At 67.1% G+C, this 25775-nt stretch carries 26 protein-coding genes; 7 read left to right on the top strand and 19 right to left on the bottom strand.

Annotated elements, in window-relative coordinates:
• Nucleotides 1–3 precede the first annotated feature (3 nt).
• Nucleotides 4–1239: a nitrogenase component 1 gene (locus G7Y49_RS07390; RefSeq protein WP_165172521.1), complete on the top strand. Its 1236-nt coding sequence runs from the start codon at nt 4–6 to the stop codon at nt 1237–1239.
• 117 nt (nt 1240–1356) lie between these two features.
• Here G7Y49_RS07390 and G7Y49_RS07385 read toward each other — a convergent pair whose 3' ends face one another.
• Entirely contained in the window at nt 1357–2037 is a 681-nt protein-coding gene (locus G7Y49_RS07385; protein ID WP_165172520.1) for a Crp/Fnr family transcriptional regulator, read from the bottom strand.
• Between the two features lie 141 nt (nt 2038–2178).
• Between G7Y49_RS07385 and G7Y49_RS07380 the strand changes: the two genes are divergently transcribed.
• From G7Y49_RS07380 to G7Y49_RS07360, 5 genes are all read left to right on the top strand, one after another.
• Nucleotides 2179–3390 (top strand): molybdopterin molybdotransferase MoeA, encoded by a 1212-nt coding sequence (locus tag G7Y49_RS07380; protein WP_165172519.1) that lies wholly within the window; start codon nt 2179–2181, stop codon nt 3388–3390.
• On the top strand, nt 3387–4403 hold the full coding sequence (locus G7Y49_RS07375) for an iron ABC transporter permease (protein WP_165172518.1): 1017 nt from the start codon (nt 3387–3389) through the stop codon (nt 4401–4403). Before G7Y49_RS07380 ends, G7Y49_RS07375 begins: the two co-directional genes overlap by 4 nt.
• A complete protein-coding gene (locus G7Y49_RS07370; RefSeq protein WP_165172517.1) occupies nt 4403–5254 on the top strand; it encodes an ABC transporter ATP-binding protein in 852 nt (283 codons plus the stop codon). The genes G7Y49_RS07375 and G7Y49_RS07370 overlap by 1 nt, the downstream gene beginning before the upstream one ends.
• A gap of 28 nt (nt 5255–5282) precedes the next feature.
• Nucleotides 5283–6374: an ABC transporter substrate-binding protein gene (locus tag G7Y49_RS07365; RefSeq protein ID WP_165172516.1), complete on the top strand. Its 1092-nt coding sequence runs from the start codon at nt 5283–5285 to the stop codon at nt 6372–6374.
• 250 nt (nt 6375–6624) lie between these two features.
• The gene (locus G7Y49_RS07360; RefSeq protein ID WP_165172515.1) at nt 6625–6933 is read left to right on the top strand and encodes a TfoX/Sxy family protein; all 309 of its coding nucleotides are present in this window, start codon (nt 6625–6627) and stop codon (nt 6931–6933) included.
• A gap of 187 nt (nt 6934–7120) precedes the next feature.
• On the opposite strand, the gene G7Y49_RS07355 is transcribed toward G7Y49_RS07360, so the two are convergent.
• The 4 genes from G7Y49_RS07355 to G7Y49_RS07340 all read right to left on the bottom strand — a co-directional run bounded on the left by G7Y49_RS07355 (nt 7121) and on the right by G7Y49_RS07340 (nt 8923).
• Nucleotides 7121–7564: a hypothetical protein gene (locus G7Y49_RS07355; protein ID WP_165172513.1), complete on the bottom strand. Its 444-nt coding sequence runs from the start codon at nt 7562–7564 to the stop codon at nt 7121–7123.
• 113 nt (nt 7565–7677) lie between these two features.
• Nucleotides 7678–8115, bottom strand: coding sequence for a dUTP diphosphatase (gene dut, locus G7Y49_RS07350; RefSeq protein WP_255465927.1), 438 nt, complete (start codon nt 8113–8115; stop codon nt 7678–7680).
• Between the two features lie 7 nt (nt 8116–8122).
• On the bottom strand, nt 8123–8572 hold the full coding sequence (nrdR, locus tag G7Y49_RS07345; RefSeq protein WP_165172509.1) for a transcriptional regulator NrdR: 450 nt from the start codon (nt 8570–8572) through the stop codon (nt 8123–8125).
• Between the two features lie 84 nt (nt 8573–8656).
• The gene (locus tag G7Y49_RS07340; protein WP_165172507.1) at nt 8657–8923 is read right to left on the bottom strand and encodes a hypothetical protein; all 267 of its coding nucleotides are present in this window, start codon (nt 8921–8923) and stop codon (nt 8657–8659) included.
• A 112-nt stretch (nt 8924–9035) separates the two neighbouring features.
• On the opposite strand from G7Y49_RS07340, the gene lexA reads away from it, so the two are divergent.
• A complete protein-coding gene (gene lexA, locus G7Y49_RS07335) occupies nt 9036–9668 on the top strand; it encodes a transcriptional repressor LexA (RefSeq protein WP_165172505.1) in 633 nt (210 codons plus the stop codon).
• Between the two features lie 40 nt (nt 9669–9708).
• Here the strand turns inward: lexA and hflX are convergent, their stop codons facing one another.
• From hflX to G7Y49_RS07265, 14 genes are all read right to left on the bottom strand, one after another.
• Nucleotides 9709–11061, bottom strand: coding sequence for a GTPase HflX (gene hflX / locus G7Y49_RS07330; protein WP_165172503.1), 1353 nt, complete (start codon nt 11059–11061; stop codon nt 9709–9711).
• 24 nt (nt 11062–11085) lie between these two features.
• Nucleotides 11086–12039, bottom strand: coding sequence for a diaminopimelate epimerase (gene dapF / locus G7Y49_RS07325; RefSeq protein WP_165172501.1), 954 nt, complete (start codon nt 12037–12039; stop codon nt 11086–11088).
• Nucleotides 12040–12071: 32 nt separating this feature from the next.
• Nucleotides 12072–13055 carry a tRNA (adenosine(37)-N6)-dimethylallyltransferase MiaA gene (gene miaA / locus G7Y49_RS07320; RefSeq protein WP_165172499.1) on the bottom strand — a complete coding sequence of 328 codons (984 nt, stop codon included), beginning with the start codon at nt 13053–13055 and terminating at the stop codon, nt 12072–12074.
• Between the two features lie 9 nt (nt 13056–13064).
• A complete protein-coding gene (miaB, locus tag G7Y49_RS07315; RefSeq protein WP_165172497.1) occupies nt 13065–14414 on the bottom strand; it encodes a tRNA (N6-isopentenyl adenosine(37)-C2)-methylthiotransferase MiaB in 1350 nt (449 codons plus the stop codon).
• A gap of 9 nt (nt 14415–14423) precedes the next feature.
• Nucleotides 14424–14726: a stage V sporulation protein S gene (locus G7Y49_RS07310; protein ID WP_172135926.1), complete on the bottom strand. Its 303-nt coding sequence runs from the start codon at nt 14724–14726 to the stop codon at nt 14424–14426.
• A gap of 161 nt (nt 14727–14887) precedes the next feature.
• Nucleotides 14888–15961: an ATP-binding protein gene (locus tag G7Y49_RS07305; protein ID WP_165172493.1), complete on the bottom strand. Its 1074-nt coding sequence runs from the start codon at nt 15959–15961 to the stop codon at nt 14888–14890.
• Nucleotide 15962: 1 nt separating this feature from the next.
• Nucleotides 15963–17528, bottom strand: coding sequence for a ribonuclease Y (gene rny / locus G7Y49_RS07300; RefSeq protein ID WP_165172491.1), 1566 nt, complete (start codon nt 17526–17528; stop codon nt 15963–15965).
• A 213-nt stretch (nt 17529–17741) separates the two neighbouring features.
• Nucleotides 17742–18419: a regulatory protein RecX gene (locus tag G7Y49_RS07295; RefSeq protein ID WP_165172489.1), complete on the bottom strand. Its 678-nt coding sequence runs from the start codon at nt 18417–18419 to the stop codon at nt 17742–17744.
• 9 nt (nt 18420–18428) lie between these two features.
• Nucleotides 18429–19484, bottom strand: coding sequence for a recombinase RecA (gene recA / locus G7Y49_RS07290; RefSeq protein WP_165054955.1), 1056 nt, complete (start codon nt 19482–19484; stop codon nt 18429–18431).
• 336 nt (nt 19485–19820) lie between these two features.
• Nucleotides 19821–21020: a CDP-diacylglycerol--glycerol-3-phosphate 3-phosphatidyltransferase gene (pgsA, locus tag G7Y49_RS07285; protein ID WP_165172487.1), complete on the bottom strand. Its 1200-nt coding sequence runs from the start codon at nt 21018–21020 to the stop codon at nt 19821–19823.
• Nucleotides 21021–21023: 3 nt separating this feature from the next.
• A complete protein-coding gene (rimO, locus tag G7Y49_RS07280; RefSeq protein ID WP_165172550.1) occupies nt 21024–22394 on the bottom strand; it encodes a 30S ribosomal protein S12 methylthiotransferase RimO in 1371 nt (456 codons plus the stop codon).
• 21 nt (nt 22395–22415) lie between these two features.
• Complete coding sequence (locus G7Y49_RS07275) at nt 22416–22913, bottom strand: YajQ family cyclic di-GMP-binding protein (RefSeq protein WP_165172485.1); 498 nt, start codon at nt 22911–22913, stop codon at nt 22416–22418.
• A 59-nt stretch (nt 22914–22972) separates the two neighbouring features.
• Complete coding sequence (locus G7Y49_RS07270; protein ID WP_165172483.1) at nt 22973–24085, bottom strand: helix-turn-helix transcriptional regulator; 1113 nt, start codon at nt 24083–24085, stop codon at nt 22973–22975.
• Between the two features lie 31 nt (nt 24086–24116).
• On the bottom strand, nt 24117–25775 hold a 1659-nt coding region (locus G7Y49_RS07265; RefSeq protein ID WP_255465926.1), incomplete at its 5' end, for a DNA translocase FtsK.

The following is a 25775-nucleotide window of genomic DNA, read 5'->3' as shown; positions in this document are numbered from 1 at the left end:
GCCATGCAGCTGTCGCGCTTCCTCCCGCCCTTCGCCTCTGACTACTCCGGCGCCGCGAGCGTCCTTTCCGGCTGCGACGCACAGCTGGTCTTCGTCGACCCGGGATGCTGCTCGTACAGCTTCCTCGAGGCCGAGGGCGTGCGCCTCGACGATGCGGAGCGTCCGGTGCTTTCCGCGCAGCTGCGCACCGTCGACACCGTGCTGGGCGTTGACGAGGCGCTGGCATGCCAGGTCGGCGCCATGCTGAGACGCTCGCGCCCCCGCTTGGCCGCGCTGTTGGGAACCCCCGTTCCCTCGCTGGTGGGCATGGATCTTCCCGGGTTGGCGCGCCAGGTTGCAAGCAAAACCGGTGTTCCGGTCGTCGGCATCGAGACTGACGGGTTCGCCAGCTATGACGTCGGCATCAAGCGGGCGTACGAAGCCGCCCTGCGCCTCGAGCCCGCCGCGCCGCCGCAGCATGATCGAGGCGGCTGCCACGCGAGCGCGGAGGCAGGCGGGCAGGCGGGCGTGGACGACCGTCCTGCACGTGAGGCCTCAAAGCCGCGCGCCGCCCTCGTGGGGTTCAACCCGTTCGACTTCGGAAGCTGCGAGGCCGTACGCGCCGCGATGCGCTTCGTCGAGGACGGCGGGTGGACGCCGGCGCTGCCCTTCGGCGCCGAGCATGCGAAAACCGACGGCCTTGCCAGCTGCAAGGTCGCGCTCATCGGCTCGGAATCGGGCCTCGAGCTCGCCCGCGAGCTTGAGGCGCGCTTCGGCATCCCCTCCCTGTGCTGGTCGCCGGCATGCTTCGGCCATGGCATGGATGAGCTGGCGGCGATCGCCGCGAAGGGGGATTCCTGCGCGCTCCTCGCGGCAAACGCATGCGGCGGCTCAGGCGTGCGCGTGCTGGTGGTGGCCGAGCAGATCTCCGCCCATGCGCTGTCGCATGAGGTTGCACGGCGAGCATGCGGCGCCTCAGCTGCGGCGGCTTCGTTCTTCACCGACCAGCGCGCCACGCAGCGGCTGGGCACAATCGAGCTCGACTCCGAGGAGCGCCTGGCGGCGCTCTTGGCGCAGGGCGCCTACGACGTCCTGGTGGCTGACCCGCTGCTCTTCAGGCTCCCCGAGGCGCGTGGCATGGTGACGGTCCCTTGGCCTCATCGGGCGGTCTCCGGGAAGCTGTTCGATCAGCACGGCGACATGGGCAGGTGGGAGGACGTGGTCGCGCGAGCGATCGAGGCGTGCGCGCGCGTGGCCTGACCCGCCGCTGCCAGAGTCGCTGCCTGAAACGCTGCCGCAAGCGCCGCCGGAGTCGCTGCCGCAAGCCCGCTTCGCCGCGTCGCCCTCGGCGCTCAACGGCCCAGCGCGCTCTGCCCCTCATTCGCCGAGCAGCGTGAACTCGTTGCGCTCGCAGGCGATGAGCCCTTCCCTCCGCATCTTGCCGAGCTCGCGGGAGAGGGCGGTCCGCTCGACGAAGAGGTAGTCGGCGAGCTGCTGACGGTCGAAGTCGATGGTGAAGGAGCGGGATCCCGCCTTCTCGGCCTGCTCAGCCAGAAACGACGTGATCTTGCCGCGCACCGAGCGCTCTGACAGCACGCAGATCCTCCGTGCCATCTGCTCGTTCATCTGCATGATGGCCTTGGTCGCGTTCTCTTGCACGATGTCGGCGTAATGGCGGCATCGCTCGCAGCCGGTCACCCTCACGTCCATGCTGAAGCTCACTACCACGCAATCCCGCGTGGCCACCACGTCGAGCGGAGCTATAGCAACGCCGCTTGTCAGCGCATCTCCGGCGATGATGGATCCCGGGGCGTACTCGCTGATGATCGAGCGATTCCCCTCGCGGTCAACCCATACGTTCGCAGCGCATCCCCGCGCAAGCACGCCCGCCGTGCGCCGATTGTCGCCGCTGTGGAATATGGTCTCGTCCTTCGCGTAGCAGCGCTGCTGAGCCTTGAGGCAGATGAGGACCTGCTTGAGCTTCTCGGCGGGAATTCCCTCGAAGAGCGGAAGGCGCGCAAGCGCCTCGTGGTCGATCGTGGTCGGATGATGCTGCATTGCGTGCTGCTCCTTCGGCGGAACCCAACGGTTCGTCTCGCGAGATACGTTCATGTTGCCATGGCAACTTATTATTCTTGAATAACTATTATTCTAATATATGCATTGATTAAGGACAACGTACGGAGGGGGAGAGCTGCCGTGAGGTTCGATGTCGAGAAAGCGCTTACGCGCCCCGAGGCCGTCTGCGCGCTGACGAGCCGCTGGAAGGTGCCCGCTGAGACGGAGCTGATAGGGCTCGAAGAAGCTTTCGGGCGCGTTGCTGCCCGGGAGTACCGCGCGCAGTGGAATGCGCCCGTGCATCGCGTGTCGGCTTTTGACGGGATAGCCGTCAGGTCGGCGGACTTCGCGGGCGGCATGCCTGATGCGTCATCGTGGAAGCTGGGCGCTGACTTCGCGCGCGCCGACACGGGAGATGACTTCCCCGACGAGTTCGACGCGGTGATCGCCATCGAGAAGGTGGGGACCTTGCCGGACGGGACCCTCTCGCTCGCCGACGTCAAGGGAGTCGAGCCGGGTGATGGAGTTCGCGCCGCAGGGTCCCAGCTTGCGGAAGGCGAGCTCCTCTGCGCTGAGGGAACCGTGCTGCGCCCCGAGGACGTAGCGCTGCTCGCCGCCGGCGGCTTTGACGCGGTGGAGGTGAGGCGCAAGCTGCGCATCGGCTACCTTCCCACGGGAAGCGAGCTCGTGGCAGTGGGCACGCGACCCGCCCGCGGCAAGACCATTCAAAGCAACGGTCTCATGATCAGGGGGTTTGTGCAACGATGGGGCGCCTGCTTCGTCGAGCACCCCATCGTCGCCGACGACGAGGCGCTCCTCGGCGCAGCGATCGACGAGCTTGTGGCGGACTGCGACATCGTCCTGGTGAACGGCGGCTCCTCGCGCGGCTCCGAGGACTTCTGCGCCCAGCTTCTGCAGGAGCGCGCCTCGTACTTCTCACACGGCATCAAGGCGGTTCCCGGACGCCCCGTGGGCCTTGCCGTCATCGACGGAAAGCCGGCGCTCAACGTTCCCGGCCCCATGATGGCCGCATGGCTGGCCTGTGACTGGCTCCTCCAGGCGCTCATATGCTTCTACCAGGGCCAGGAGATGCCTCAGCGCATGACGCGCGACGCCGTGCTCGACGTCCCGCTCGCGGCGCGCCCGCAGCTCGAGCATCTGGTTCGCCTGGTTGCCGAGGAGCGTGACGGCAGGCTGCATGTCAGCGTGCCCTCCCGCGCGACGTCGCTCGCCCAGAACGTGCAGGCAGTCAACGCCTGGTGCGCCCTGGCGCCGGGAAGCAGCCTTGCGGCGGGAAGCGAGCTTGCGGTGGAGATGCTGGGCACCTCGGCGCAGGGGAGGGCGAGCCGATGAGGATGCGCGATCGGCGTTTCTGGGTGAAGATGGGCCTCTTGGCGGCGGCGCTGGTCGTCGTCTACCTGTGCTCGTTCGTCATCGGCAGCGTCGACGCGTCTGTGCCGCTCGTGGTCGACGTCCTGCTCTCGCGCCTGACGGGGATCGAGCCGTATTGGTCTGCCGTGACCGACCAGATCATGCTCGGCGTCCGCTTTCCCCAGATCACGCTCTCGGTGTTGATCGGCGGCGCGCTGGCGGTGTCGGGAGCGTCATATCAGACGGTGTTCAAGAACCCCATGGTGTCCTCGGACATCTTGGGAGTGTCGGCAGGCGCGGGCTTCGGCGCGGCGCTCGCCATGCTCAACGGGTGCACCTGGTGGCAGATCCAGCTCGCCGCCTTCGTCGGCGGCTCGGTGGCCGTGCTGCTCGCCTACGTCATCGGCGCGGTGCTGGGCCGGCAGAACCTCACGGTGCTCGTGCTGGCGGGCGTGGTGACGTCCAGCTTCTTCCAAGCGCTCATCTCCATCGTGAAGACGGTGGCCGATACTGACAGCGTGCTTCCGTCGATCACGTTTTGGCTGATGGGGAGCTTGAACAAAGGGGACAACGCCGACCTTGTCCTCATGTTGCCCGCCGTCGTGCTGTCGCTTGCCCTGCTGTTCGCGTTTCGCAACAAGATCGACGTCCTGGCCGCGGGGGAGGACGAGGCGCGGTCCATGGGGGTCAACGTCAACGTGGTCAAGGGCATCGTCATCGTGGCCTCCACCCTCATGACGGCATGCGCGGTCTCCGTTGCGGGCATCATCGGCTGGATCGGCATGGTGGTTCCCCATATCGCCCGCACGATAACGGGCGCGTCGTTCTCCAAGCTGCTGGGAAGCTCGTTTCTCGCCGGCGGCATCTTCTTGCTGCTCATCGACGACATAGTGCGCTCCTCGTTCTCCGATTTGCCCTTGGGCGTGCTCACGGCGCTCATCGGCACGCCGATGTTCGTGTTCCTCCTCATCCGCACGCGGAAGGAGTGGGTGTGATGCTCGACGTCAGCAACTTGAGGTTCTCGTATCGTCGGGGCAGGGAAGTGCTGAAGGGCGTCAGCTTCAGCATCGACCGCGGCGAGATACTGTGCCTTCTGGGGTCGAACGGAACGGGGAAGACGACGCTTCTGCGCTGCCTGCTCGGGTTTGAGAAGCCGGATGGCGGGCGCATCCTCGTTGACGGCGAGGACGTGACGAGGATGCGCTTCGAGAGGCGCGCCCGTTACCTGGCCTACGTGCCGCAGTCGACGAGCATCGCGTTTCCCTACACGGCGCGCGAGGTGGTGCTCATGGGGCGCGTGGCGCATCTTGCAACTGGCGCCAGCCATACGGCGCGCGACATGCAGGTGGTTGACGAAGCCATGGAGCGCCTGCAGATAGCGCACTTGGCTGAGTGCCGCTACCAGGAGATGTCGGGAGGGGAGCGCCAGATGGTGCTCGTCGCGCGGGCGCTCGCCCAAGACGCGCGGCTGCTGGTCATGGACGAGCCCACCGCCAACCTCGACTACCACAACCAGGTCAAGATCCTCACGGCCCTCAAGTACCTGGCAGGGCAGGGCCTGGGCATCCTCATGACCTCGCACTACCCCGACCATGCCTTCTTGGCGTGCACGAAGGCGGCGCTGATGAAGAGCGGCGCTCTCGTCGACGTCGGCCCGCCCGACGACATTGTGACCAGCGAGTCGTTGACCAACCTGTACGACACGCCGGTTCACGTGGGCGGAACGTTCGTGGGAGGCCTCGTGGTCAAGACGTGCATCCCCCTGCTTGACGAGACGGTCTACGCCCGCGTGCAAGCTGATGCCGAAGGAAGCCAAGAGCTCGATGAGAGCTTGGGAAGAGCTTGAAAGACAGAAGAGAAAGGACTTCGAAGCTATGGCAAAACGAAACATGCGAAAGGTCGCCGGCACGGCGCTCTCGATGCTGCTGGCAGCAGCGCTTGCGTGCCTTGCGCTCGCCGGCTGCGCGTCAAGCGAGCCGGGGACGGCAGGCGAGAGCAGCAGCTCGGCCGCTGAGGCTCCGACGACGCGCATCGTCACCGACATGGCAAGCAGGACGGTTGAGATTCCCGCTGAAGTTGACAGCATCGCCACGTTCGGCTCGGTAGGGGTGCTGAACGCCTTCGTCGAGTGCATGGGCAAAGGCGATGCGATCGTGAACGAGATGCCGGCGAACTTCACGAAGAACGACAAGTGGGCCATGCAGTACAAGTTCGCACCGCAGATCAAGGAAGGGGAGGTGCTTGAGACGGCCGACGGCGTCGACATCGAGAAGACGCTCACCGTGAACCCCGACCTCTGCATCACCATGACCGAGGAGACGGCGCAGCAGCTGGAGGAAAACGGACTCGCCTGCATCGTCCTGAAATGGAACGACGTCGAGGACGTGAAGGAGGCCGTCACCTTGATGGGGGAGGCGCTCAACGTCCCCGATCGAGCACAGGACTACAACGACTACTTTGACACGATGGTCGGCAAGGCGGAGTCGCTGACCAGCGGGCTTGCCGAGGCTGATCGCATCAAGACGCTCTACGGAGACGTCACGTCGCTGACGAACCCCCACATCATCTCCGAGTGGTGGATCGACGCTGCGGGCGGGAACAGCGTGACGAAGGAGGCCCACGTCAAGAACTCGCTGGAGTACACCATGGAGGACCTGCTCAGCTGGCAGCCCGAGGTCATCTTCTCGTCGAACGTGAAGGTGGGCGACATTCTCGCTGACGCTAACCTGCAGAACATCCCCGCCATCCAAGACGAGCGCGTGTACGCCGTCCCGACGGTGGCGCATGTGTGGGGCAACCGCACGGTCGAGCAGCCGCTCACCGTCATGTGGGCGATGAACAAGCTGTACCCCGACTTGTACTCCGAAGCTGAGCTCGCCGAGGACATCACGTACTTCTACGAGCACTTCTTCGGCTACAAGATGTCCGAAGACGAGGTGAACGACATCATCAACTACGGCGCCTAGCGTCCAAGCCGACTTGAGGAAGCTCAGGGCAGACCGCGCTCGAGCAGGGCAGTCTGAGCATGCTTGGGCGAGTTAGGGTCGAGCAAGGCGAATCAGAGCAAGGTTGACCCGAACGAGGCGAGCCCTCTTCGACAGGCCCCCGGCATCGTGCCTCACTCCCTCCGAGGCGCGGCGTCGGGGGCCTCGTTTGACGCATGATCCGTCCGCCGCTATGCTTGACTTGATCTGACGTTTGATCGAGGAGGTAGATATGTCTTCCAGCGTGGAATACCTGGATTATGTGCTCGAGTTGCTGGCCGACGTTCCAGAGGTCTCGTATCGGAAGATGATGGGCGAGTACCTGCTCTACGCATCAGGCAAGATCTTCGGCGGCATCTACGATGATCGCTTTCTCGTCAAAGAAACGACGGCGTCGCGGGCGGTCCTCGCAGTGTCCGAAATGCCCTACGAAGGCGCTGCGGAGATGCTTCTGGTTGATGTGGAGGACAAGGCCGTCGTAGCCGATCTCGTGACGAAAATGCTGCCTGAGCTTCCCGAGTCGAGGAAGCGTCGCAGGTAGTGCTCCTTCCCAAACGGAATAAAACTTGGAAGGGCAGCTTCTTCCTCCATATGGTAATTACTTATTGCATTACTTTACATAACATATGTTATCAATAATTTATATCTTGGAAGGTAGGGATACCAGGGCTGCTTGTGGACTTGGGATCTCGCCTTGCTCGCTCTTGCCCTCGCAGGGGCGCCTGAGGTTAGCCCCAGATCGAGGAGGTTTCTGCAGGAGGCGTCTGCTGGCCAGGCATGTTGCCGAAGTCGAACATCGTCGAGAGATCGCCCGAGCTGACGGCCTCGATGATGCTCGGCATCATGATGACCAGGTAGATCGCGTTGAACACGAGCGCCACCGAGCTGACGGCCAAGGCTACGAGGGCCTGTCGCTGGATCGCGCGGGCTGTGGCGTCTATGGACTCCTCGGAGCTGATGACGCCGCGCACCTTCACGTACGCGATGATGGAGCACGCAAGTGCGATCGAGCTGACCAGCACGCCGCCGAGCAGCATGGAGACAGGGCCCGCGATGATGCCGAAGGTGACGAGCGACTGGGCTGACTTGAGCTGTGCCGTTCTTCCGAGCGTCGGCGGCTGCATCGGGTTTTCGCCTGCCTGGTTGTCCTCTTTGCGCTGGTTTTCGTCCACAGGTGTTCTCTTTTCTGAAAAGTAAGCTTCTGACCTGGTGTTTTATCTACGAGGCGCTGAGAGCCGTTCTAAGGCCCCGTTTTGCCTTCCCCTGACCTCTGAGTCGTGGAAATCTAGCGTCCGCTGCTCCCGAAACCGCCTTCTCCGCGCTCGCTTGCCGGAAGGCTCTCTGCGCCCTCGAGCGAGACGACGGGAACGGCGACGATCACGAGCTGCGCGATGCGATCTCCGGGCTCGATGCGAAACGCCTCGCGTGCGTCGAGGTTGACGAGGATGACCTTGACCTCGCCGCGATAGCCGCTGTCGATGAGCCCCGGCCCGTTGACGACCGAGATGCCGTGCTTCGCCGCAAGCCCGCTGCGCGGGATGACGAGCCCGGCGTAGCCCTCGGGAATGGCGAGCGCAAAGCCGCAGCTGATCGTCGCGCGCTCGAAGGGCTCAAGCACGGCGGCGTGCGTCGCGCGCAGGTCAAGCCCTGCGTCACCTTCATAGGAATAGGACGGACGTTCGATTTCAGCGTCAGTCATGAGAAAGGGCACTTTAAGCGGCATGGCGCACCTACGCATTCATTTCCTTGAGGGCTTGGGCGAACTCCTCGATGCTCTGGAAGTCCTTGTACACGCTGGCGAAGCGGATGTAGGCGACGTCGTCGAGGTTCGCGAGGCGCGCGAGGACCATGTCGCCGAGGTCCTTCGAGCGCGTCTCAGTGCGCGGCGAGGACCTCAAGTCGCCCTCGATGCCCGAGATGAGCCCGTCGATCTGCTCGGGTGAGATGGGGCGCTTCGCGCAGGCGATGAGCAGGCCGCGCATGAGCTTCTGGCGGTCGAACGCCTCAGATGAGCCGTCGGACTTGATGATGATGATGGGGTTCTCGCCGAGGCGCTCGTAGGTGGTGAAGCGATGCGCGCACGCAAGGCACTCGCGCCGACGGCGAATAGACGCTCCTTCTTCAGCTGACCGGGAGTCAACGACCTTCGACTCAGCGTATCCGCATGATGGGCAGTACATGGCGCTCCTTAAGCTCGTTTGCGCTCCATCATACCGCATGCGGTACAGACGGCGTCCATCTGCACGAAATAAGGATGCTGGCCGCTAGAGGACGAGCGCGGCGACGCTCATGAGGATGCCCGCCGCGAAGGAGACGATCACCTGGGTGCGCGTGAACCGGTTGAACGGAAGCCCGGCGAGCGAGCCTGCAGCTTGCGCGGGGTCTGAGGCCGCGGACGCCTCGTGCGGCATGGCCTCGCCGCCTTTTCCGGGAAAGCTGATGATATGCGCGCAGCGCACGGGCGTGCTCTCAGGGGCCAAACGAAGAGCGGATGTGCCTTCCACAGGGTAGTTCATCTCAAGATTCTTCATTTTTCTTCCCTCCAGGTCTTGCGTAGAACCTTTGTTCGTGGATATAATAGGTCGAACAAAAGTTCATGTCAATACCTTTTTAAAACATTTGTTCGCGAAGGAAGGAAAAGCCATGGCACAGAAGATCACGAAACGCCAACAGGCAGTGCTCAGCTGCATCGAGGATTGTATTCGGGAAAAGGGCTATGGCCCCACGGTCCGCGAGGTGTGCCAGACCCTGGGCCTCTCCTCCCCTTCCACCGTCCACGTGCACCTGAAGGCGCTCGAGGAGAAGGGCTACATCAAGCGCGACCCGCTGAAGTCGCGCTCCATCGCGCTCACCTATCCGCTCGAGGACGAGGCCACCAACATCATCACGCCGAGCTTCGGCAAGGTCGTCGACGTTCCCCTCGTGGGTGACGTGGCGGCCGGCACGCCCATACTCGCGCAGGAGAACATAACCGACACCATCACGCTGCCCACGGACATCGTGGGGGACGCGCCGTCGTTCCTCCTCTCGGTGCGGGGTGACTCCATGATCGAGATCGGCATCAACGACGGCGACTACGTCGTGGTGAAGGAGCAGCCCGTCGCCAACAACGGGGACATCGTCGTGGCCATCGTCGACGACGGCGCCACGGTCAAGCGCTTCTACAAGGAGAAGGACCACATCAGGCTGCAGCCTGAGAACTCCAGCATGGACCCCATCATCGTGAGCGACTGCTCCATCGCGGGCAAGGTCGTGGCGGTGTTCCGCAGGCTGTAAGGCGGGCAAGCGCACCTCGAAAGCGCACCCGCCTTACAGCTCATGGCCGCGCAGCCTTCGGCGCCTCAGCCCCCTCCCCTTCCCGCTTGACGCGGTAGGGGGCGAACGTGTCGGCGTAGCTCGGCGGGACGAGCATGGTGAGGCGCGTCCCCTCTCCCTCGTGCGCCTCCCCTATGAGGTGGCAGCGCTCGTGCGCGAGCGCGACGAGCGAGCCTTTCGCGTAGGGGATGAGCACCTCCATGTGCACGTCGGACGCGGCGGCGGCAGCGCTGATGCGCCGCACGAGCTCCTCGATGCCGAAGCCGGTATGGGCGGACACCACCTGGGCGAACGGGTAGCGGGCGGCAAGGCCCGCGCGCTCCTCGTCAGCGAGGAGGTCCGCCTTGTTGAACACCTCGATGCAGGGGATGCCCTGGGCGCCGATCTGGCCGAGCACCTCGCGCACGGCCTCGGTCTGCCCCTCGAACTCGGGCGACGAGGCGTCGATCACGTGCAGGATGAGGTCAGCGCCCGTGATCTCGTCGAGCGTGGACTTGAACGCCTCCACGAGCGTGGTGGGGAGCTTCTGGATGAAGCCCACCGTGTCGGTGATGGTGATCTCGCGTCCCTCGGGAAGCTCGAACTTGCGGGTGGTGGAGTCGAGCGTGGCGAAGAGCTTGTCGTAGCTGAGCACGTCGGCGTTCGTGAGGCGGTTGATGAGGCTCGACTTGCCGGCGTTGGTGTATCCGGCGAGCGCCACCTTGAACATGCCGCTTGCGTACCGGCTCTCGCGCTGCAGCGCGCGCACCTCCCCCAGATGGGCGAGCTCGCGCTTGATCGAGGTGATGCGCTTGCGCACCATGCGGCGGTCAACCTCGAGCTGGCTCTCGCCTTCGCCGAAGCGCGACCCCACGCCGCCGCCCATGCGATTCGAGGCCAGATGCGCCCACATGCCGCGCAGGCGCGGGTAGAGGTACTGGTTCTGCGCGAGCCTCACCTGCAGGCGCCCCTCGCGGCTGGTGGCGTGCAGGGCGAATATGTCGAGGATGAGCGCCGTGCGGTCGATCACCTTGACGTCTTTGTCAACGATGTGCTCGAGGTTCGACTGCTGCGAGGGCGTGAGCTCGTCGTCGAATATGACCAGGTCGGCGCTGTGGGCGCGCGCGAGGTCGGCGATTTCCGCGGCTTTGCCGCTTCCCACGAACGTGCGCGGGTTGAGGGCGTCGAGCTTCTGCGTGGTGGTGGCCACCACATCGGCGCCGGCGGTGTCGGCAAGGCGCTCGAGCTCGGCGAGCGAGGAGGAGAGCGGCCAGGCAAGGCCCGGGCGGTCGACGCCGACGAGGACGGCGCGCTCGCGGCGCTCCTCCGAGGTGGTGACGGGGCCGCGGTAGATGACGGGTTCGAATTCAGACACGGTAAGGCTCCTTGCTGCGTGCCGTCACGCGCCGGTCGAGAGCCGGGGCAGCTCAACCGGCAGCTCGACCGTGCCGGCGAAGCTCTCGGCGGCAGGCCCCGTCATCATCACGTGGCCGTCGTCGGCCCATCGGACATGAAGCGTGCCGCCGCGCAGGACGAGGTCGTTCTCGCGGGTTGCGCGCCCGGTGAGGAAGGCGGCGACGTTTGTCGCGCACGCGCCCGTGCCGCACGCGAGCGTCTCGCCGCAGCCGCGCTCGAACACGCGCATGTGGATCCCGTCATCCGCGGTGACGGCGAACTCGACGTTGACCTTCTCGGGGAACGCCTCGTGGCGCTCGAAGAAGGCCCCCACGGCGTCAAGGTCGAGCGTCTCAAGCGACTTCTCAGCCGGATCGGCGAACAGCGCGTCGGACACCTCGTCCCAGCTGTCGACGAAGCAGATCGCGTGCGGGTTGCCCATCGACACGCACGTGAAGCGAAACGTGCCCCACGGGGACTCGAGGGGAAGCTCCTTCACGAACGCGGCGCCTTGGTCAGACGCGGCGTTCGCCGGCGCGTCCACGGGCACCTCCGCGGGATCGAGCACGGGGCGGCCCATGTCGACCGTCGCGCTCGTCAGGAGCCCCGCCTCGTCGGTCGTGAAGCTTATGGGCCGCGGGCCGGCGAGCGTGTCGGCGACGAACGCGCCGTCCTGCGCGTTCACGAAGCCGCGGTCCACGAGGAACTTGGCGAAGCAGCGCACGCCGTTCCCGCACATCTGGGCGAGCGTGCCGTCCGAGTTGATGTAGTGCATGTACGCGGCGCAGGCGGGGTTCGCGGAGGGGCGCACGAGGATGACGCCGTCGCCTCCGATGCCGAAGTGCCGGTCGCACAGCCAGCGCACCTGCTCGGTCGTAAGCTCGAGCTCGCGGCTGAAGTCATCGATGAACACGAAGTCGTTTCCCAGCCCGTGGAGTTTGGCGAAGTTGAGTTCCATTCCCTGCTTCCTTGATTACGTCGTCCAGATGCTCATGAGCGCCGCTCCCCTGCCCGCTGCGCCTCGAAGGCCGCGTCAGCGCCGCGTACGAGCGCAAGGGCCTCCTCGGCGAGCGCGTCGGCGTCGAAGTCGTCGGCGTTGATCCAGCGGATGCGCTCGTCCTTGCGAAACCACGTGCGCTGGCGCTTGGCGTAGCGCCGCGTGGCCACCTTGATGCGCTCGACGGCCTCGTCGAGCGTGCACGTGCCGTCGAGGGCCGCGACGACCTCCTTGTATCCTATGGCCTGCGGCGCGGTGATGCCCGCGCGGAAGCCCTGGTTTAACAAAGTCTTTACCTCCTCGACGAGCCCTCGCGCCACCATGTCCTCGACGCGGCGGTCGATGCGGTCCTTAAGGACGTCGGGGTCGACGGCCAGGCCGATGAGCACGACGGGCATGGCAGCCTCGATCTTGCCGAGGTTCTCCTTCTGCTCGGCGTAGCTCATGCCCTCCTCGAGCAGCTCGAAGGCGCGCACCACGCGGCGCACGTTGTTCGGGTGCACGACGGCGGCGCTTCGGGGGTCGCGCTCGCGCAGAAGCTCCCAGAGCGCCTGCGGCCCCTCCTCTTCGGCGAGGCGCGTGTAGCACTCCCGCACGGGGTTGTTCACCTGCTCGCCTTGCGGGAAGTCGTAGTCGTCAACCGCCGCGCGCACGTAGAGCCCCGTGCCGCCTGCGAGCACCGGGCGCCGCCCGCGCTGCGCGATGTCGGCGAAGCAGGCGCGCGCATACGCCTGGAAGAGCGCCGCGGAGTAGGGCTCGCCAGGGTTGACCAGGTCAAGCCCGTGATGCGGGACCACGCGCCCGGAGGGCGCGACCTTGCCCGTGCCGATGTCCATGCCGCGGTACACCTGCATGGAGTCGGCGCTCACCACCTCTCCCCCGACGCGCAGCGCGATGGCCTGGGCGAGGTCGGACTTGCCCGACGCCGTGGGGCCGACGATGCCGATGACGGGTGCGGGCAGGCTCAAGCGCGTCATGCTCTCCGCTTACGCGATCTCGCCCGACAGGTACCACGTGCGGGCCTCGTCGACGCGCACGTTCACGATGGTGCCGGCAAGGTCCTCGATGCGCACGCCCTGCGGGATGCGCGCGTGCACGGTCTGGTTCTTGGGGCTCTTGCCCATGAGGATGGACGCGTCGCGCTTCGACGTGCCTTCGACGAGCACGGGGACCGTCCTGCCCGCCTCGGGCTGGTTGAGCTCGAACGCCTTGCGCTGCACCAGGTCGACCAGGCGGTCGAAGCGCTCCTGGATCACCTCGCGCGGCGTGTCGTCGACCATCTGGGCCGCCGGGGTTCCCTCGCGCTTCGAGTAGATGAACGTGAACACCTGGTGATAGCCCACCTCCTCGACGATGCGGTAGGTGTCCTCGAAGTCCTCGGCCGTCTCGCCGGGAAAGCCCACGATGACGTCGGTCGACAGGGCGATGTCGGGGCAGGCCGCGCGCAGCTTCTCGATGAGGCCGAGGTAGTGCTCGCGCGTGTAGCGGCGGTTCATGGCCGCAAGGATGCGGTTCGAGCCCGACTGCACGGGCAGGTGGAGCGCAGGCTGCAGCGAGCGGAGCGTGGCGAAGCGCTCGATCACCTCGTCGGTCAGGTCCTTCGGGTGGCTCGTGGCGAAGCGCAGGCGCTCGATGCCCGCGGCGTCGACGACGTCGAGCACGTCGGCGAAGCGCGGCGCGCCGTAGAGGTCGCGCCCGTAGGAGTTGACGTTCTGCCCGAGCAGGGTGATCTCCTTCACGCCGGCTGCGACGTAGCCGCTCGCCTCGGCCGCGATGTCCTCGAGCGGGCGCGACTTCTCGCGTCCGCGCACGTACGGGACGATGCAGTAGGAGCAGAAGTTGTCGCAGCCGATGGTGATGGGCAGCCACGCCGCCCACGCAAGCTCGCGCGAGCTGGGCAGCTCGGTGGGAAAGGAGCTCGACGCGTCGAGGACCTCCACCTGATGGCCGCCCTCGTCGATAGCTGCCATGAGCAGCGCGGGGAGCGAGCCGAGGTTGTGCGTGCCGAACACCACGTCGAGGTGCGGCAGGTCGCGCGTGAGCTTCTCGCCGTCGCGCTGGCCGATGCAGCCGCCCACGGCGACGATGCGCTTGGACAGCGGCGTCTGCGGGCGCAGGGCCACGTTCTTCAAGGAGGCCACCTGCCCGTAGAGGCGCACGTCAGCCGCCTCGCGCACGCAGCACGTCATGAAGACGACGATGTCGGCCTCCTCGATGGTGGCGACGGACGTGGCGCCGAGCCCCTCGAGCATGCCGGAGATGCGCTCGGAGTCGTGCTTGTTCATCTGGCACCCGAAGGTGTGGACGCAGAAGGTGAGACCGAAGAGGGTTGACATGGGCGGCCTCTAGTCGCGCGCGGCGTCAGGCGTGCGCGCGCCGCCGCGGATGGAGCGCGGCTCGACGGCGAAGCGGATGGCCGTGCGGTACTCGCCGTCGATCACGATGTCGGCGAAGGAGGGCACGCACACGATCTCGATGCCGATGGGCGAGAGGAAGCCGCGGGAGATGGCGATGGCCTTCACCGCCTGGTTGACCGCGCCGGCGCCCACCGCCTGGATCTCGACGACGACGCCGTCCTTTATCATGCCGGCGATGGCGCCGGCGACGGAGGCGGGAGATGACTTGGATGATACCTTGAGGCACCCGATCTCGGGTTTTTGTTCTGTCGACACGTGCGTTCCTTGTTCGTTCGATGCTCCGGGTATGGTGCGTTCAGCGTGCGCCCTGCCGCATGTCTTGTGATGCCGCTTGTGGGCACAAATATATATTCTATCTGATGAGACACTTGTACGCAACAGATGCGGCGCAGCTAGGAGAGCTTTTCCACGGGGATGGTGATGGTGATGGCCTCTTGCGTCACGCGGACGCGCGGCTCGACGTCAGGCTCGAGGTAGTAGCGCCGCGCGACGTCGGCGAAGGCGCTGCGCGCGGCATCGCGCAGAAGCGCGGCGTCGGGCTCGGCGAGCTTGAGGCCGCGCCTGTCGCGCGCGCTTGCAGCCTTGGCGCGAGCGGGCGCGGCCGCGGGGAAGCTCTCGGCCTGCAGGCGCTCGAGCAGCGACGGCGTGCCTTTGATGGCGCCGTCGACGATGCGGCGCGCCGAGCGCTCCGACATCGGCAGGCCCAGGTCAGCGGCGATCTGGGCGAAGGCGGCCGGGTCGGTTGCGCAGGCGAGGCGCTTCGTGAGCGCGAGATCGCCCGAGGCGAAGGTGCGCTCGGCGAGCGAGGTAGTCGCGCGGCCGTACTCGTACAGGGTGGCTGCGATCTCGGTGGCCGAGCCGCAGTAGACGCTGCACTCCCGGCGGTGCTCGAGCGCGAACTCGGCGGCGGTGCGCACGATGTTGCGGGGCCCGCGCATGGCGTGCACGCCGTCACGCACCTCGAAGCGGGGGAACGTCGACTGGTCGGTCTTCTCCTTGAGCTTCTTCAGGTTCGTCCTGACGACGAGGGAGGTGCCGGCGCCTTCGTCTGAGGCGGCGACGTAGGCTTCCTCGGCGTTCACGGAGACGGAGTAGAGCGCCATGCCGCGCCCGTGCATGCCCCACTTGTCCATGTGGGCCGTCTCAAGCTTCGAGGTGACGCGCGGCTCGAACACCCGCGCGCGCATGCTCTCGGGGATGCCGCAGCCGTCGTCGATCACGGTGAGCGTGCGCGTCATGTCGTCGCGCTGCGCGGCGACGAACACGTGGCGCGCAGCGGCGTCGCGGGCGTTGCGCAGAAGCTCGATCACGATGTCCTCGGTCGAGCGGATGTCCTGGGCGGCCTGGCGCTTCTCGGCCTCGGTGCTCCGAAGACGAACGTAGCCACCCCCGAAGTCCTGCTCGACGCGGAGGTGGCTATCGCCGCACACTGACTCCACGAACGTGGCCAGCGCGTTCTCGCTCATGTTACTTTGCGTAGTCGACGGCGCGGCTCTCGCGGATCACCACGACCTTCACCTGACCGGGGTACTGCATCTCGCTCTCGATCTGATGGGCGATGTCGTGCGCGAGGACGACGGCCTGCGCCTCGTCGACCACCTCGGGCTTCACCATGACGCGCACCTCGCGGCCGGCCTGGATGGCGTAGGTGCGCTCGACGCCCTCGTGTGCGTTGGCGATCTCCTCGAGCTTCTCGAGGCGCTTGATGTAGGCGTCGAGCGTCTCCTTGCGGGCGCCGGGGCGCGCGGCGGAGACGGCGTCGGCCGCCTGGATGAGCACGTCGAGGATGGTGTTGGGCTCGACGTCGGCGTGGTGCGCCTCGATGGCGTGCACGATCTCGGCCCGCTCGCCGAAGCGGCGCGCGAGGTCGGCGCCGATGACGGCGTGGCTGCCCTCGACCTCGTGGTCGACCGCCTTGCCGAGGTCATGCAGAAGGCCCGCGCGCTTGGCGGGGATGGGGTCGAGCCCGAGCTCGGAGGCCATGACGCCTGCGAGGTAGGCCACCTCGAGCGAGTGGTTGAGCACGTTCTGCCCGTAGGAGGTGCGGTAGCGCAAGCGGCCGAGCGTGCGCACGAGCTCGGGGTCCAAGTCGTGGATGCCGGTGTCGAACACGGCCTGCTCGCCCGCCTCCTGGACGCGCTGGTTCACGAAGGAGACGGCCTTGCCGTACATCTCCTCGATGCGCGCGGGGTGGATGCGCCCGTCAGCGACGAGGTTCTCCATGGTGACGCGGCCGATCTCGCGGCGGACCGGGTCGAAGCACGAGATGGTCACGCACTCCGGCGTGTCGTCGATGATGAGGTTCGTGCCGGTGAGCTGCTCGAACGAGCGGATGTTGCGCCCCTCGCGGCCGATGATGCGGCCCTTGAGGTCATCCGACGGGATGTGGATGGTGGACACCGTGTTCTCGGCCGAGTGGTCGGCGGCCACGCGCTGGATCGCGAGGCTCAGGATCATGCGCGCCTTCTTGTCGGCCTCGGCCTTGGTGCGCGTCTCCGCGTCGCGGATGATGGCGGCGGACTCGTGGGTGACCTCGTCGCGCAGGGCGTCGAGCATCTCGGCCTTCGCCTCCTGCGGCGTCATGCCCGCCACGCGCTCGAGGCGGCGGCCCATCTCCACCTCGGCAGCGTCGAGGTCGCGCTCGCGGCGCTCGATCTGGCCCTGGAGGGACGAGAGCTGGTGCTCGCGCGCGTCAAGCGTCTCGACGCGGCGGTCGAGCGACTCCTCGCGCTGCGACACGCGGTTCTCGGCCGCGCGCACCTCGCGCAGGCGCTCCTTGTTCTCGTCGTCAACGCGCTGCTTGTACTGAATCGCCTTGTCCTTAGCCTCGATGTCGGCCTCGCGGCGCATGTTCTCCGCCTGTCGCTTCGCGTCTTCGACAAGCGCAGACGCCTCATCAGCAGCCTTTTTCGTGAGCGAGGCTGCCTCGTCGGCGGCCTTCTTCGTGGAAGAGTTTGCGATGAAGCGCGCAACGACGATACCGAGAGCGATGCCGACGGCGACGCCGACAATGAGCAGGATCATCTCGATCATGTGCTCCCCCTTTCGTCTGAGTTGGTTACGTCTTTAAGGTGGTCAGTCAACAAAAAATGCCGGCAACAAGCCGACATGAGCAATAGGCACGACAGGATAGACTCACTATGAAGTTATATCTATAGGCAAATACCCATCGGGTACGTATCGCTCAAAGCAAGAATCAAGTATACCGCATCAAGAGGCCGTTTCGCCTGAGCAAATGCGAACGGATTATCCTTCCTCACACCATATCCGCGCAGCGGAGGTTGCGACGTCCGAGGAGAAGCCCTTCGCGACGCAGCGGCGGAAGGCCGCCTCGCGCTTGTTCTTGGCGCGCGGCGGGCGCGCCCTGATGGCGGCGAGCGCACGGGCCACCTCGTCGCCCTCGCCTGCGTCAAGGTGGTCGCGGTAGGCGTCGAGGGCGCTGACGTCTATGCCGAGCTCCTCGATCTCCGCCTCGGCGAAGCGCAGGCCCTTGCCGGCGGCGAGCGTGGCGCGCACGAGCGCCTCGGCGTAGCGGACGTCGTCGAGCGCGCCGACGCGGCAGGCGCGCTCGATCGCACGGTCGGCCGCCTCGGGGGCGAAGCCGGCGCGCATGAGCTTGTCGCGCATGCGCGCCGTGGACTGCTCGCGCACGCTCACGCAGCGCAGGACCTTCTGGTACGCCTCGTCAGCCTGCTCCTCGAGGGTGCTCGGCTCGGCGGAGCTGACGTGAGCAGCCTCAGAGCCTGTTGGACTTTCCGGCTTTAAGGAAGACGCGGCGGCTGCGAAGCTCACACGCCCCGCAGGGTGGCGTGCGGCTTTCGGGGAGCGGGCGGGGAGCGGCGCGCGCTCCCCGCCCGCTCCCCCGCCCTCGATGGCGGCTATGCTGCCTCTCAGCTGCTCGATCACGCTGCTCTTCGACGACATGGGCGCGCGCTACTTCCGCTTGCCGTCTTTCGGGAGCGGCGTGGCCGCGTCCTCGCCGAGGTTCTGGTCGAGGACCGGGATGTCGAACGCCTCGCGCACCTTGCGCTCGATCTCATCGCGCATGTCGGGGTTCTCCCGCAGGGTGTTCTTCGCCGCCTCGCGTCCCTGGCCGAGGCGCTCCTCGCCGTAGGTGTACCACGCGCCGCTCTTCTTCGCGACGCCGCACTCGACGGCCATGTCGATGATGCAGCCCTCGCGCGAGATGCCCTCGCCGTACATGAGGTCGAACTCCGCCTGGCGGAACGGCGGCGCCACCTTGTTCTTGACGACCTTGGCGCGCACGCGGTTGCCGACGATCTCGCCGCTCTGCTTGATGGAGTCGATGCGGCGGATGTCGATGCGCACGCTCGCGAAGAACTTGAGCGCGCGGCCGCCCGTGGTGGTCTCGGGGTTGCCGAACATGACGCCGATCTTCTCGCGCAGCTGGTTGATGAAGATGCACGTGGTGTTCGACTTGGAGAGCGAACCGGCGAGCTTGCGCAGCGCCTGCGACATGAGGCGCGCCTGCAGGCCGACCGTGGTGTCCCCCATCTCGCCCTCGATCTCGGCGCGCGGGACGAGCGCCGCCACCGAGTCGATCACCACGCAGTCGATGGCGCCCGAGCGCACGAGCATGTCGCAGATCTCGAGCGCCTGCTCGCCGGTGTCGGGCTGGGAGATGAGGACCTCGTCGATGTCGACGCCGAGGCGCGCGGCGTAGACGGGGTCAAGCGCGTGCTCGGCGTCGATGAAGGCGACGATGCCGCCCATGGCCTGGGCCTCCGCCAAGATCTGGAGCGCGAGCGTGGTCTTGCCGCTGGACTCGGGGCCGTAGATCTCGATGATGCGCCCGCGCGGCACGCCGCCGATGCCGAGCGCCGCGTCGAGCGGGAGCGCGCCGGTAGGGATGACGCCGATGTTGAGGTCCGCGCCGCCCTCGCCGAGCTTCATGATGGAGCCCTTGCCGAACTTCGACTCGATCTGGTCGGTCGTGAGCTTGAGCATCTTCTCTTTGTCTTGGTTCATGTGCGCTCCTTTGCGTGCGGCGGCGTAGGCTGTTCGTCTTGAAACGGTATACGCCTATTATACGAACACCTGTTTGTTGGTCAAGGAGGTTTCCCTTTTTTCCCGAGAAAGTTCTGCGGGCGCGCCTTGACGCCTTGCAGCATAGCGGCGCCGCCTGACGGCGTGATGGCGGGGAGTTGGCCAGGATGCGGCAGGAGGCTGCGCCCTAAGGCGCATGACGCGGCGGCGGGAGGTCGCCTGCATGTCGCCTCTACCTGGCGCACGTCAAGCAAAAGCGCGCCGCGTCCTGGCGGGCAGAGCCGCCGCGCATGACGCAGCGCGCCACGCGAAGTCGCGCTACACCTCGCCCGCGAGGGCGCAAAGCGCCTCGAGGGCCGTCTGCTGGCGGACCTGCTCGCGCGTCCCCTCGAAGCAGCGCGTCCAGGAGCGCGCCTCGCCCTCGGAGGCGAGGCCGAACCAGACGGTCCCCACGGGCTTGCCCTCCTCGGCTCCCCCGGGGCCGGCGATGCCGGTGACGGCGACGGCCACGTCGGCGCCGAGCGTGCGCCGGGCCCCGCGCGCCATGTCCTCGGCCACCTCGGCGCACACCGCGCCCTGCGCCTCGAGCACGCCCGCGTCGACGCCGAGGACGCCGTGCTTCACCTCGTTCACGTAGCTCACCACGCCGCCGCGCACCACTTCCGAGCTGCCGGGAACCGACGTGAGCGCGCTCGAGATCATGCCGCCCGTGAGACTCTCGGCCGTGGCCAGGCGCGTGCCGCTCGCCAGCGCCTTGGCGACCACCGCGCGCGCCTGGTCGTGAACGAGCGCGTCGAGCTCGTCCACCGAGGGCACCTCCCTGCCCGCCGCGCCCTTCGCCGCGCCCTCGGGCCTGTCCTCGGCTCCGCTTCCAGCCGCGTCCTTCGCCTTCCCGCGGGCCTTCGCCGGCGCGAAGCCGAGGAGGTGGCGCGCCTTCGACAGGTAGTCGAGCATCGACACGATGGTGAGCACGAGGGCGACCAGCATGACGAGCCACGACAGCACGTAGAGCGGGTCGCCGAGCGCAGAGCCGACCGTGGCCGGATGCAGGCCGTCCTTCACGAGGAACAGCACGATGGCGACGATCTGGAACACCGTCTTGGCCTTGCCGTACCAGCTCGCGGCGATGACCTCGCCCTTCGTGGCGGCGATCATGCGCACGCCCGAGACGATGAACTCGCGCGCCAGTATGATGAGCACGGGCCACGACGGCAGCACGCCGAGCTCCACGAGCGCGAGCAGCGCCGCCGCCACGAGGATCTTGTCGGCGAGCGGGTCCATGAACTTGCCGAAGTCGGTGACCTCGCCGCGGCTGCGCGCGAGGTAGCCGTCGATCCAGTCAGTGCACGAGATGAGGACGAACACCCCCGCCGCCATGAGCGACTTCATCTGCATGCTGACGAAGCCGAGCCCGAGCCACTCGGGCCAGGGGCTCAAGAGGACGAGCACGAACACCGGCACGAGGCAGATGCGCGTGAGCGTGATGACGTTGGCAGGTGTCCAGAGCTTCTCGGGCATGCGCTACTCCGCCTCCATCTCGTACATGAGGGTGTCGCCGACGCACACCTCCACGATGCTGCCCACCTCTCCGGCGTCGAGGTAGGTGACCCCGTCGACCTCGGGCGCCTGGCACTGGGCGCGCCCGAAGAGCTGCCCGTCCTCCTCGCGGCCCTCCACGAGCACGCGCACGGTGCGCCCTGCGCGCTCGGCGACGCGCGCGGTGCAGGCCGCGTCGGCGATGTCGCGCAGGCGCTGGGCGCGGTCGGCCTTCTCGTCCTCGTCAACCTGGTCGGGCAGGTCGAAGGCGCGCGTGCCCTCCTCGCGCGAGTAGGCGAACACGCCCACGTAGTCGAAGGGCGCCTCGGCCACGAAGTCGCAGAGGTCCTCGAACTGCTCGTCCGTCTCGCCGGGGAAGCCCGCGATCAGCGTGGTGCGCAGCGTGACGTCGGGCACGGCGGCGCGCACGCGCTCGATGAGCGCCTCGAACTGCGCGCGTGACCCGCGGCGGTTCATGGCGCGCAGGAGCGCCTCGTCGACGTGCTGCAGCGGGATGTCCAGATACGAGCAGATGTTGTCGTGGCCCGCCATCACCGCGAGCAGCTCGTCGGTCACGCCCTCGGGCTGCAGGTACATGACGCGGAACCACGTGCTCGGGAACTCCTCGGCGAGGTCCGCCATGAGGCGCGCGAGCGTGCTCGGCTCGTCGAAGTCCTGGCCCCAGCGCCCCGTGTCCTGCGCGATCAGGACGATCTCGCGCGTGCCGGCGGCCACGTGCTCGGCGACGCTTGCGCGGATGTCGGCGGCGGGGAAGCTGTGGTAGCGCCCGCGGATGAGCGGGATGGCGCAGTACGAGCACCAGCGGTCGCAGCCGTCGGAGATCTTCACGTAGACGGACGGCGGCGCGGGGGCGTCGGCGCTCGCCGGCGCGACGCCGGCGGGAGGCTCGCCCGCACCTGCGCCGCCGCGCGGCGGCGTGACGAGGACGCTGTCGTCCTCCACGCCCAGGCAGCGCCCGATGACCGCGACGATGTCATCCTCGCGCGAGCAGGGCACGAAGGCCGCCGCCTCGGTGAGCTCCTCTTCCAGGTCAGCGCCGTAGCGCGCGGGCATGCACCCCGCCACCACGACGTGCGCGCTGCCCGCCGCCACGCGCGGCAGGCGCGCCGCCTCGAAGATGGCCTCGAGGCTCTCCTCGGTGGCCGACTGGATGAAGGAGCACGTGTTCACCACGATGACGTCGGCGTCCTCCACGTCGGGGGTGATCGCGTAGCCCGCCTCGGCCAGGCGCTTCGACATGGCGGCCGTGTCGACCTCGTTCTTCGCGCAGCCCATCGTCACGAACGCCACGCGCCATATGTCGCGCTCGCCCTCGGCCACGTCTGCATTCCGCATCTCGTCCATGTGGCGCGCGCCCTAGCGGTAGTTCACGTACTGGAGCGGCTGCCCGTAGTCCTGGCCCTTCAGAAACGCGATGACCTCCTGGAGGGTGTCGCGCGACGCCGAGCTCACGCGGAGCTGGTCGCCCTCGATCTGCACCTTGCACTTGAGCTTCAGGGCCTTGACGTCCTTGTTGATCTTGCCGGCCGTCTCCTTGTCGATGCCGTTGACGACGGTGGCCACGCGACGCACCGACTGGCCCGTGGCGGCGATGGCATCGCCCCACTTCACAGCCGTGAGGTCGATGCCGCGCTTGATGAGCTTGCTGTCGATGACGTCGATGACCTGCTTGGCCACGAAGTCAGCCGGCGCGGACACCGTGATGGTCTGCTTGGCCTTGTCGAGCGCGATCTCGGCGCCCGAGTCCTTGAGGTCGTAGCGCTGCGCGATCTCCTTGCGCGCCTGCTGAAAGGCGTTGTCGACCTCCTGCATGTCGACGACGGACACGATGTCGAAGCTGGATTCCTTGGCCATGTTCAAGTTCCTTTCACGTAGTTCGAGGGTGGATGTATGCGTAGTTCAGTAAGCGCGGTTTAGCGGGAGGCTGCGGCGCTCGAAGACGAGCTCGAAGAACCGCCGCCTGCCGCGTTCGAGGCCGAAGACGACGAGGCTGATGAGGAGGCGCTCGAAGACGCCGAGGACGAGCTCTTGCCTTCGCCGTGCTCGGCCTCCCAGTCGTCCTTGATCTTCGTGAAGTCAACCGACCAGGTGGGGATGCCGCCGTTGGCCTGCGTGTACTTGAGCTCCTCCCCGTCGACCGTGACGGAGACGGCGTCAACCATCCAGGCGCTCAGGCTCCACGTGCCGGTGACGCTGACGGTCTCCTCGACCGGCGGCGAGAGCAGCTTGCTCTCGGTGGTGCCGTCGTTGGTGATCTCAGCGTAGACGTCCTTCGACCCCGAGATCTTGTAGACGACCTGCGCGCTGGTGGGAGCCGTCTCAACGGGCTCGACCGCCGGCTCGCTCTCGGGGCTTGAGGTGTCGGTGAGGCCCGAGATGGGCACATTGGGCACGTCTTGCGCGGCGTCCTGCTTGCCGCCGAGCACGAACACGAGCACGACGATCAGGATGAGCACCACCACGGCTGCGCCGATGATGAGCGGCAGGCGCGACATCGAGGGCACCCGGCCGTTCTGCGCCGACGAGTACAAACTTGGGTACGAGTTTCCGCCCACGAAGCCCTGGCGCGGCTCGCCTCCCCGGCTGCGACCGCCGCGCTGCGCGCTGCGCGCACGGCCGTCGGCACGTCCGGGAGCTGCGCCCCGCGGCGCACTGCGGCCCTCCCGCGAGGGACGCGCAGGGCCGGCGGAGCGCGCGGACGCCCGTCCGCCGCCTTCGCCGCGCGGACGGCGCCCCTGCCCCTCGGCACGGCGGGCATCGACGCGGGCGTACCCCGACTCGTACGCATGAACCTCGTCGAGGTACAGCGAGGTGACCTCGGTGGGGTTGAGCCCCACGAGTCGCGCATAGGCGCTGATCATGTTGCGGGTGTATCCGCGCGGCGGCAGGTAGGCGAAGTCGGCCTCCTCGATGGCGCGCAGGATGTCGGGGCGCACGCGCAGACGGTGCGACACAGTTGACAGATCGAGCCCGCGCGCCTCGCGCGCCTCGCGCAGAAGCCCTCCGTAGGATCTTTGACGCGCCACGTTCCTACTCCTTCACTTGCCCAGAGCTCGCCTAGAGCTCGTCATTGTCCTTGAACGCCTTGAGCGTCTCAAGTTCCAAGGGGTCGCTCACGAGCACCTCGCGCGGCTTCGAGCCGTTCGCGGGGCCCACGACGCCCTGTTCCTCCAACTGATCCATTATACGGCCTGCTCGCGCGTAACCCACCTTCAAGCGCCGCTGAATGTTAGATGTTGAGCCCAAGCCGCTCGAAACCACAATATCTGCGGCCTCCCACAGAAGCGGGTCCTCCGCATCTGAGCCGCCGTCGCCCGAGGGCGAGGAGGCGCCGAGCGTGACCACGTTGGTGGAGAGGATCTCGGTGTGGTACTCGGGCTCGCCCTGCTCCTTGAGCATGGACACCACGGCGTTGATCTCGTCCTCGGACACGTAGCAGCCCTGGATGCGCTGCGGCTTGGCGTACTCGGGCTTGGACAGCAGCAGATCTCCCAGCCCGATGAGGTTCTCGGCGCCCGGCGTGTCGAGGATGACGCGCGAGTCGATGCCCGAGGCCACGTTGAACGCGATGCGGTTCGTGATGTTCGCCTTGATGAGGCCCGTCACCACGTTCGTGGAGGGGCGCTGGGTGGCCACGATGAGGTGGATGCCGGCTGCGCGCGCGAGCTGGGCGATGCGGCTGATGGAGAACTCCACCTCCTTGCCCACGTTCATCATGAGGTCGGCGAGCTCGTCGATGATGATGACGATGTAGGGCATTTCCGCAGGGTACTCCCAGTGCTCGGCCTCCTCCCCCGTCGCCTTTGCGCGCTCCTCCTCGGCAAGCGCCGCCTGCGCCTTGGCGTTGTACTGCCCGATGTTGCGGGCGCCGACCTTCGAGAAGATCTTGAGGCGCTTCTCCATCTCGGCGACGCCCCAGGACAGCGCGCTCGCGGCCTCCTTGGCCTCGGTGACCACGGGCACGTAGAGGTGCGGGATGCCGTTGTAGGGCGTGAACTCCACGCGCTTGGGGTCGATCATGATGAAGCGCACCTCGGAGGGCGTGGCGCGCATGAGGATGGACATGATCATGGCGTTGATGGACACCGACTTGCCCGAGCCGGTGGTGCCGCCGATGAGCAGGTGCGGCATGCGCGCGAGGTCGGACACGACGGAGTGCCCCTCGACGTCCTTGCCGATGGCGATCTGGAGGGGGCCGGGGCCCGCGTCGCCGAGCACGTCGGAGAGGTACACCGTCTGGCGCGCGCGGTTGGGCACCTCGATGCCCACGTAGTTCGTGCCGGGGATGGGCGCGAAGATGCGCACGCCCGGCGCGGCGAGTGCGAGCGCGATGTCGTCGTTCAAGGCCGTGACGCGGCTCACGCGCACGCCGGCGGGCAGGTCGACCTTGAACAGCGTCACCGTGGGGCCGGCCACCCAGCCCACGACCTCGGCCATGATGCCGAAGTCCTCGAGCGTCTCCTGCAGGCGCGCGGACGTCTCGGAGAGCTCGGACTCGGGGGCCCGGCCCGCCTCGCCCTTCTTGGGCGAGGCCAGCAGCGACATCGGCGGCAGCTTGAATCCCTCGAGCGGGCGCGGCGTGGCCACCGGCGAGGCGCTCGCGCTGCGGCGCGGCTTGGCGGCGGTGCCCGCGCCTGCGCCCGCGCGCTCCTCGGCGGCGCGCTTCTTGCCGAGCTTGCGCGTGAGGGCCACGGGCACGTCCTGGTCGAGGGCGCC

Origin of the sequence: Adlercreutzia sp. ZJ242 (assembly GCF_011038995.1) — a bacterium.
Lineage (GTDB): Bacteria > Actinomycetota > Coriobacteriia > Coriobacteriales > Eggerthellaceae > CAAEEV01.
The sequence above is the reverse complement of the archived record's forward strand: the minus strand, read 5'-3'. Positions and strand labels throughout refer to the sequence as shown.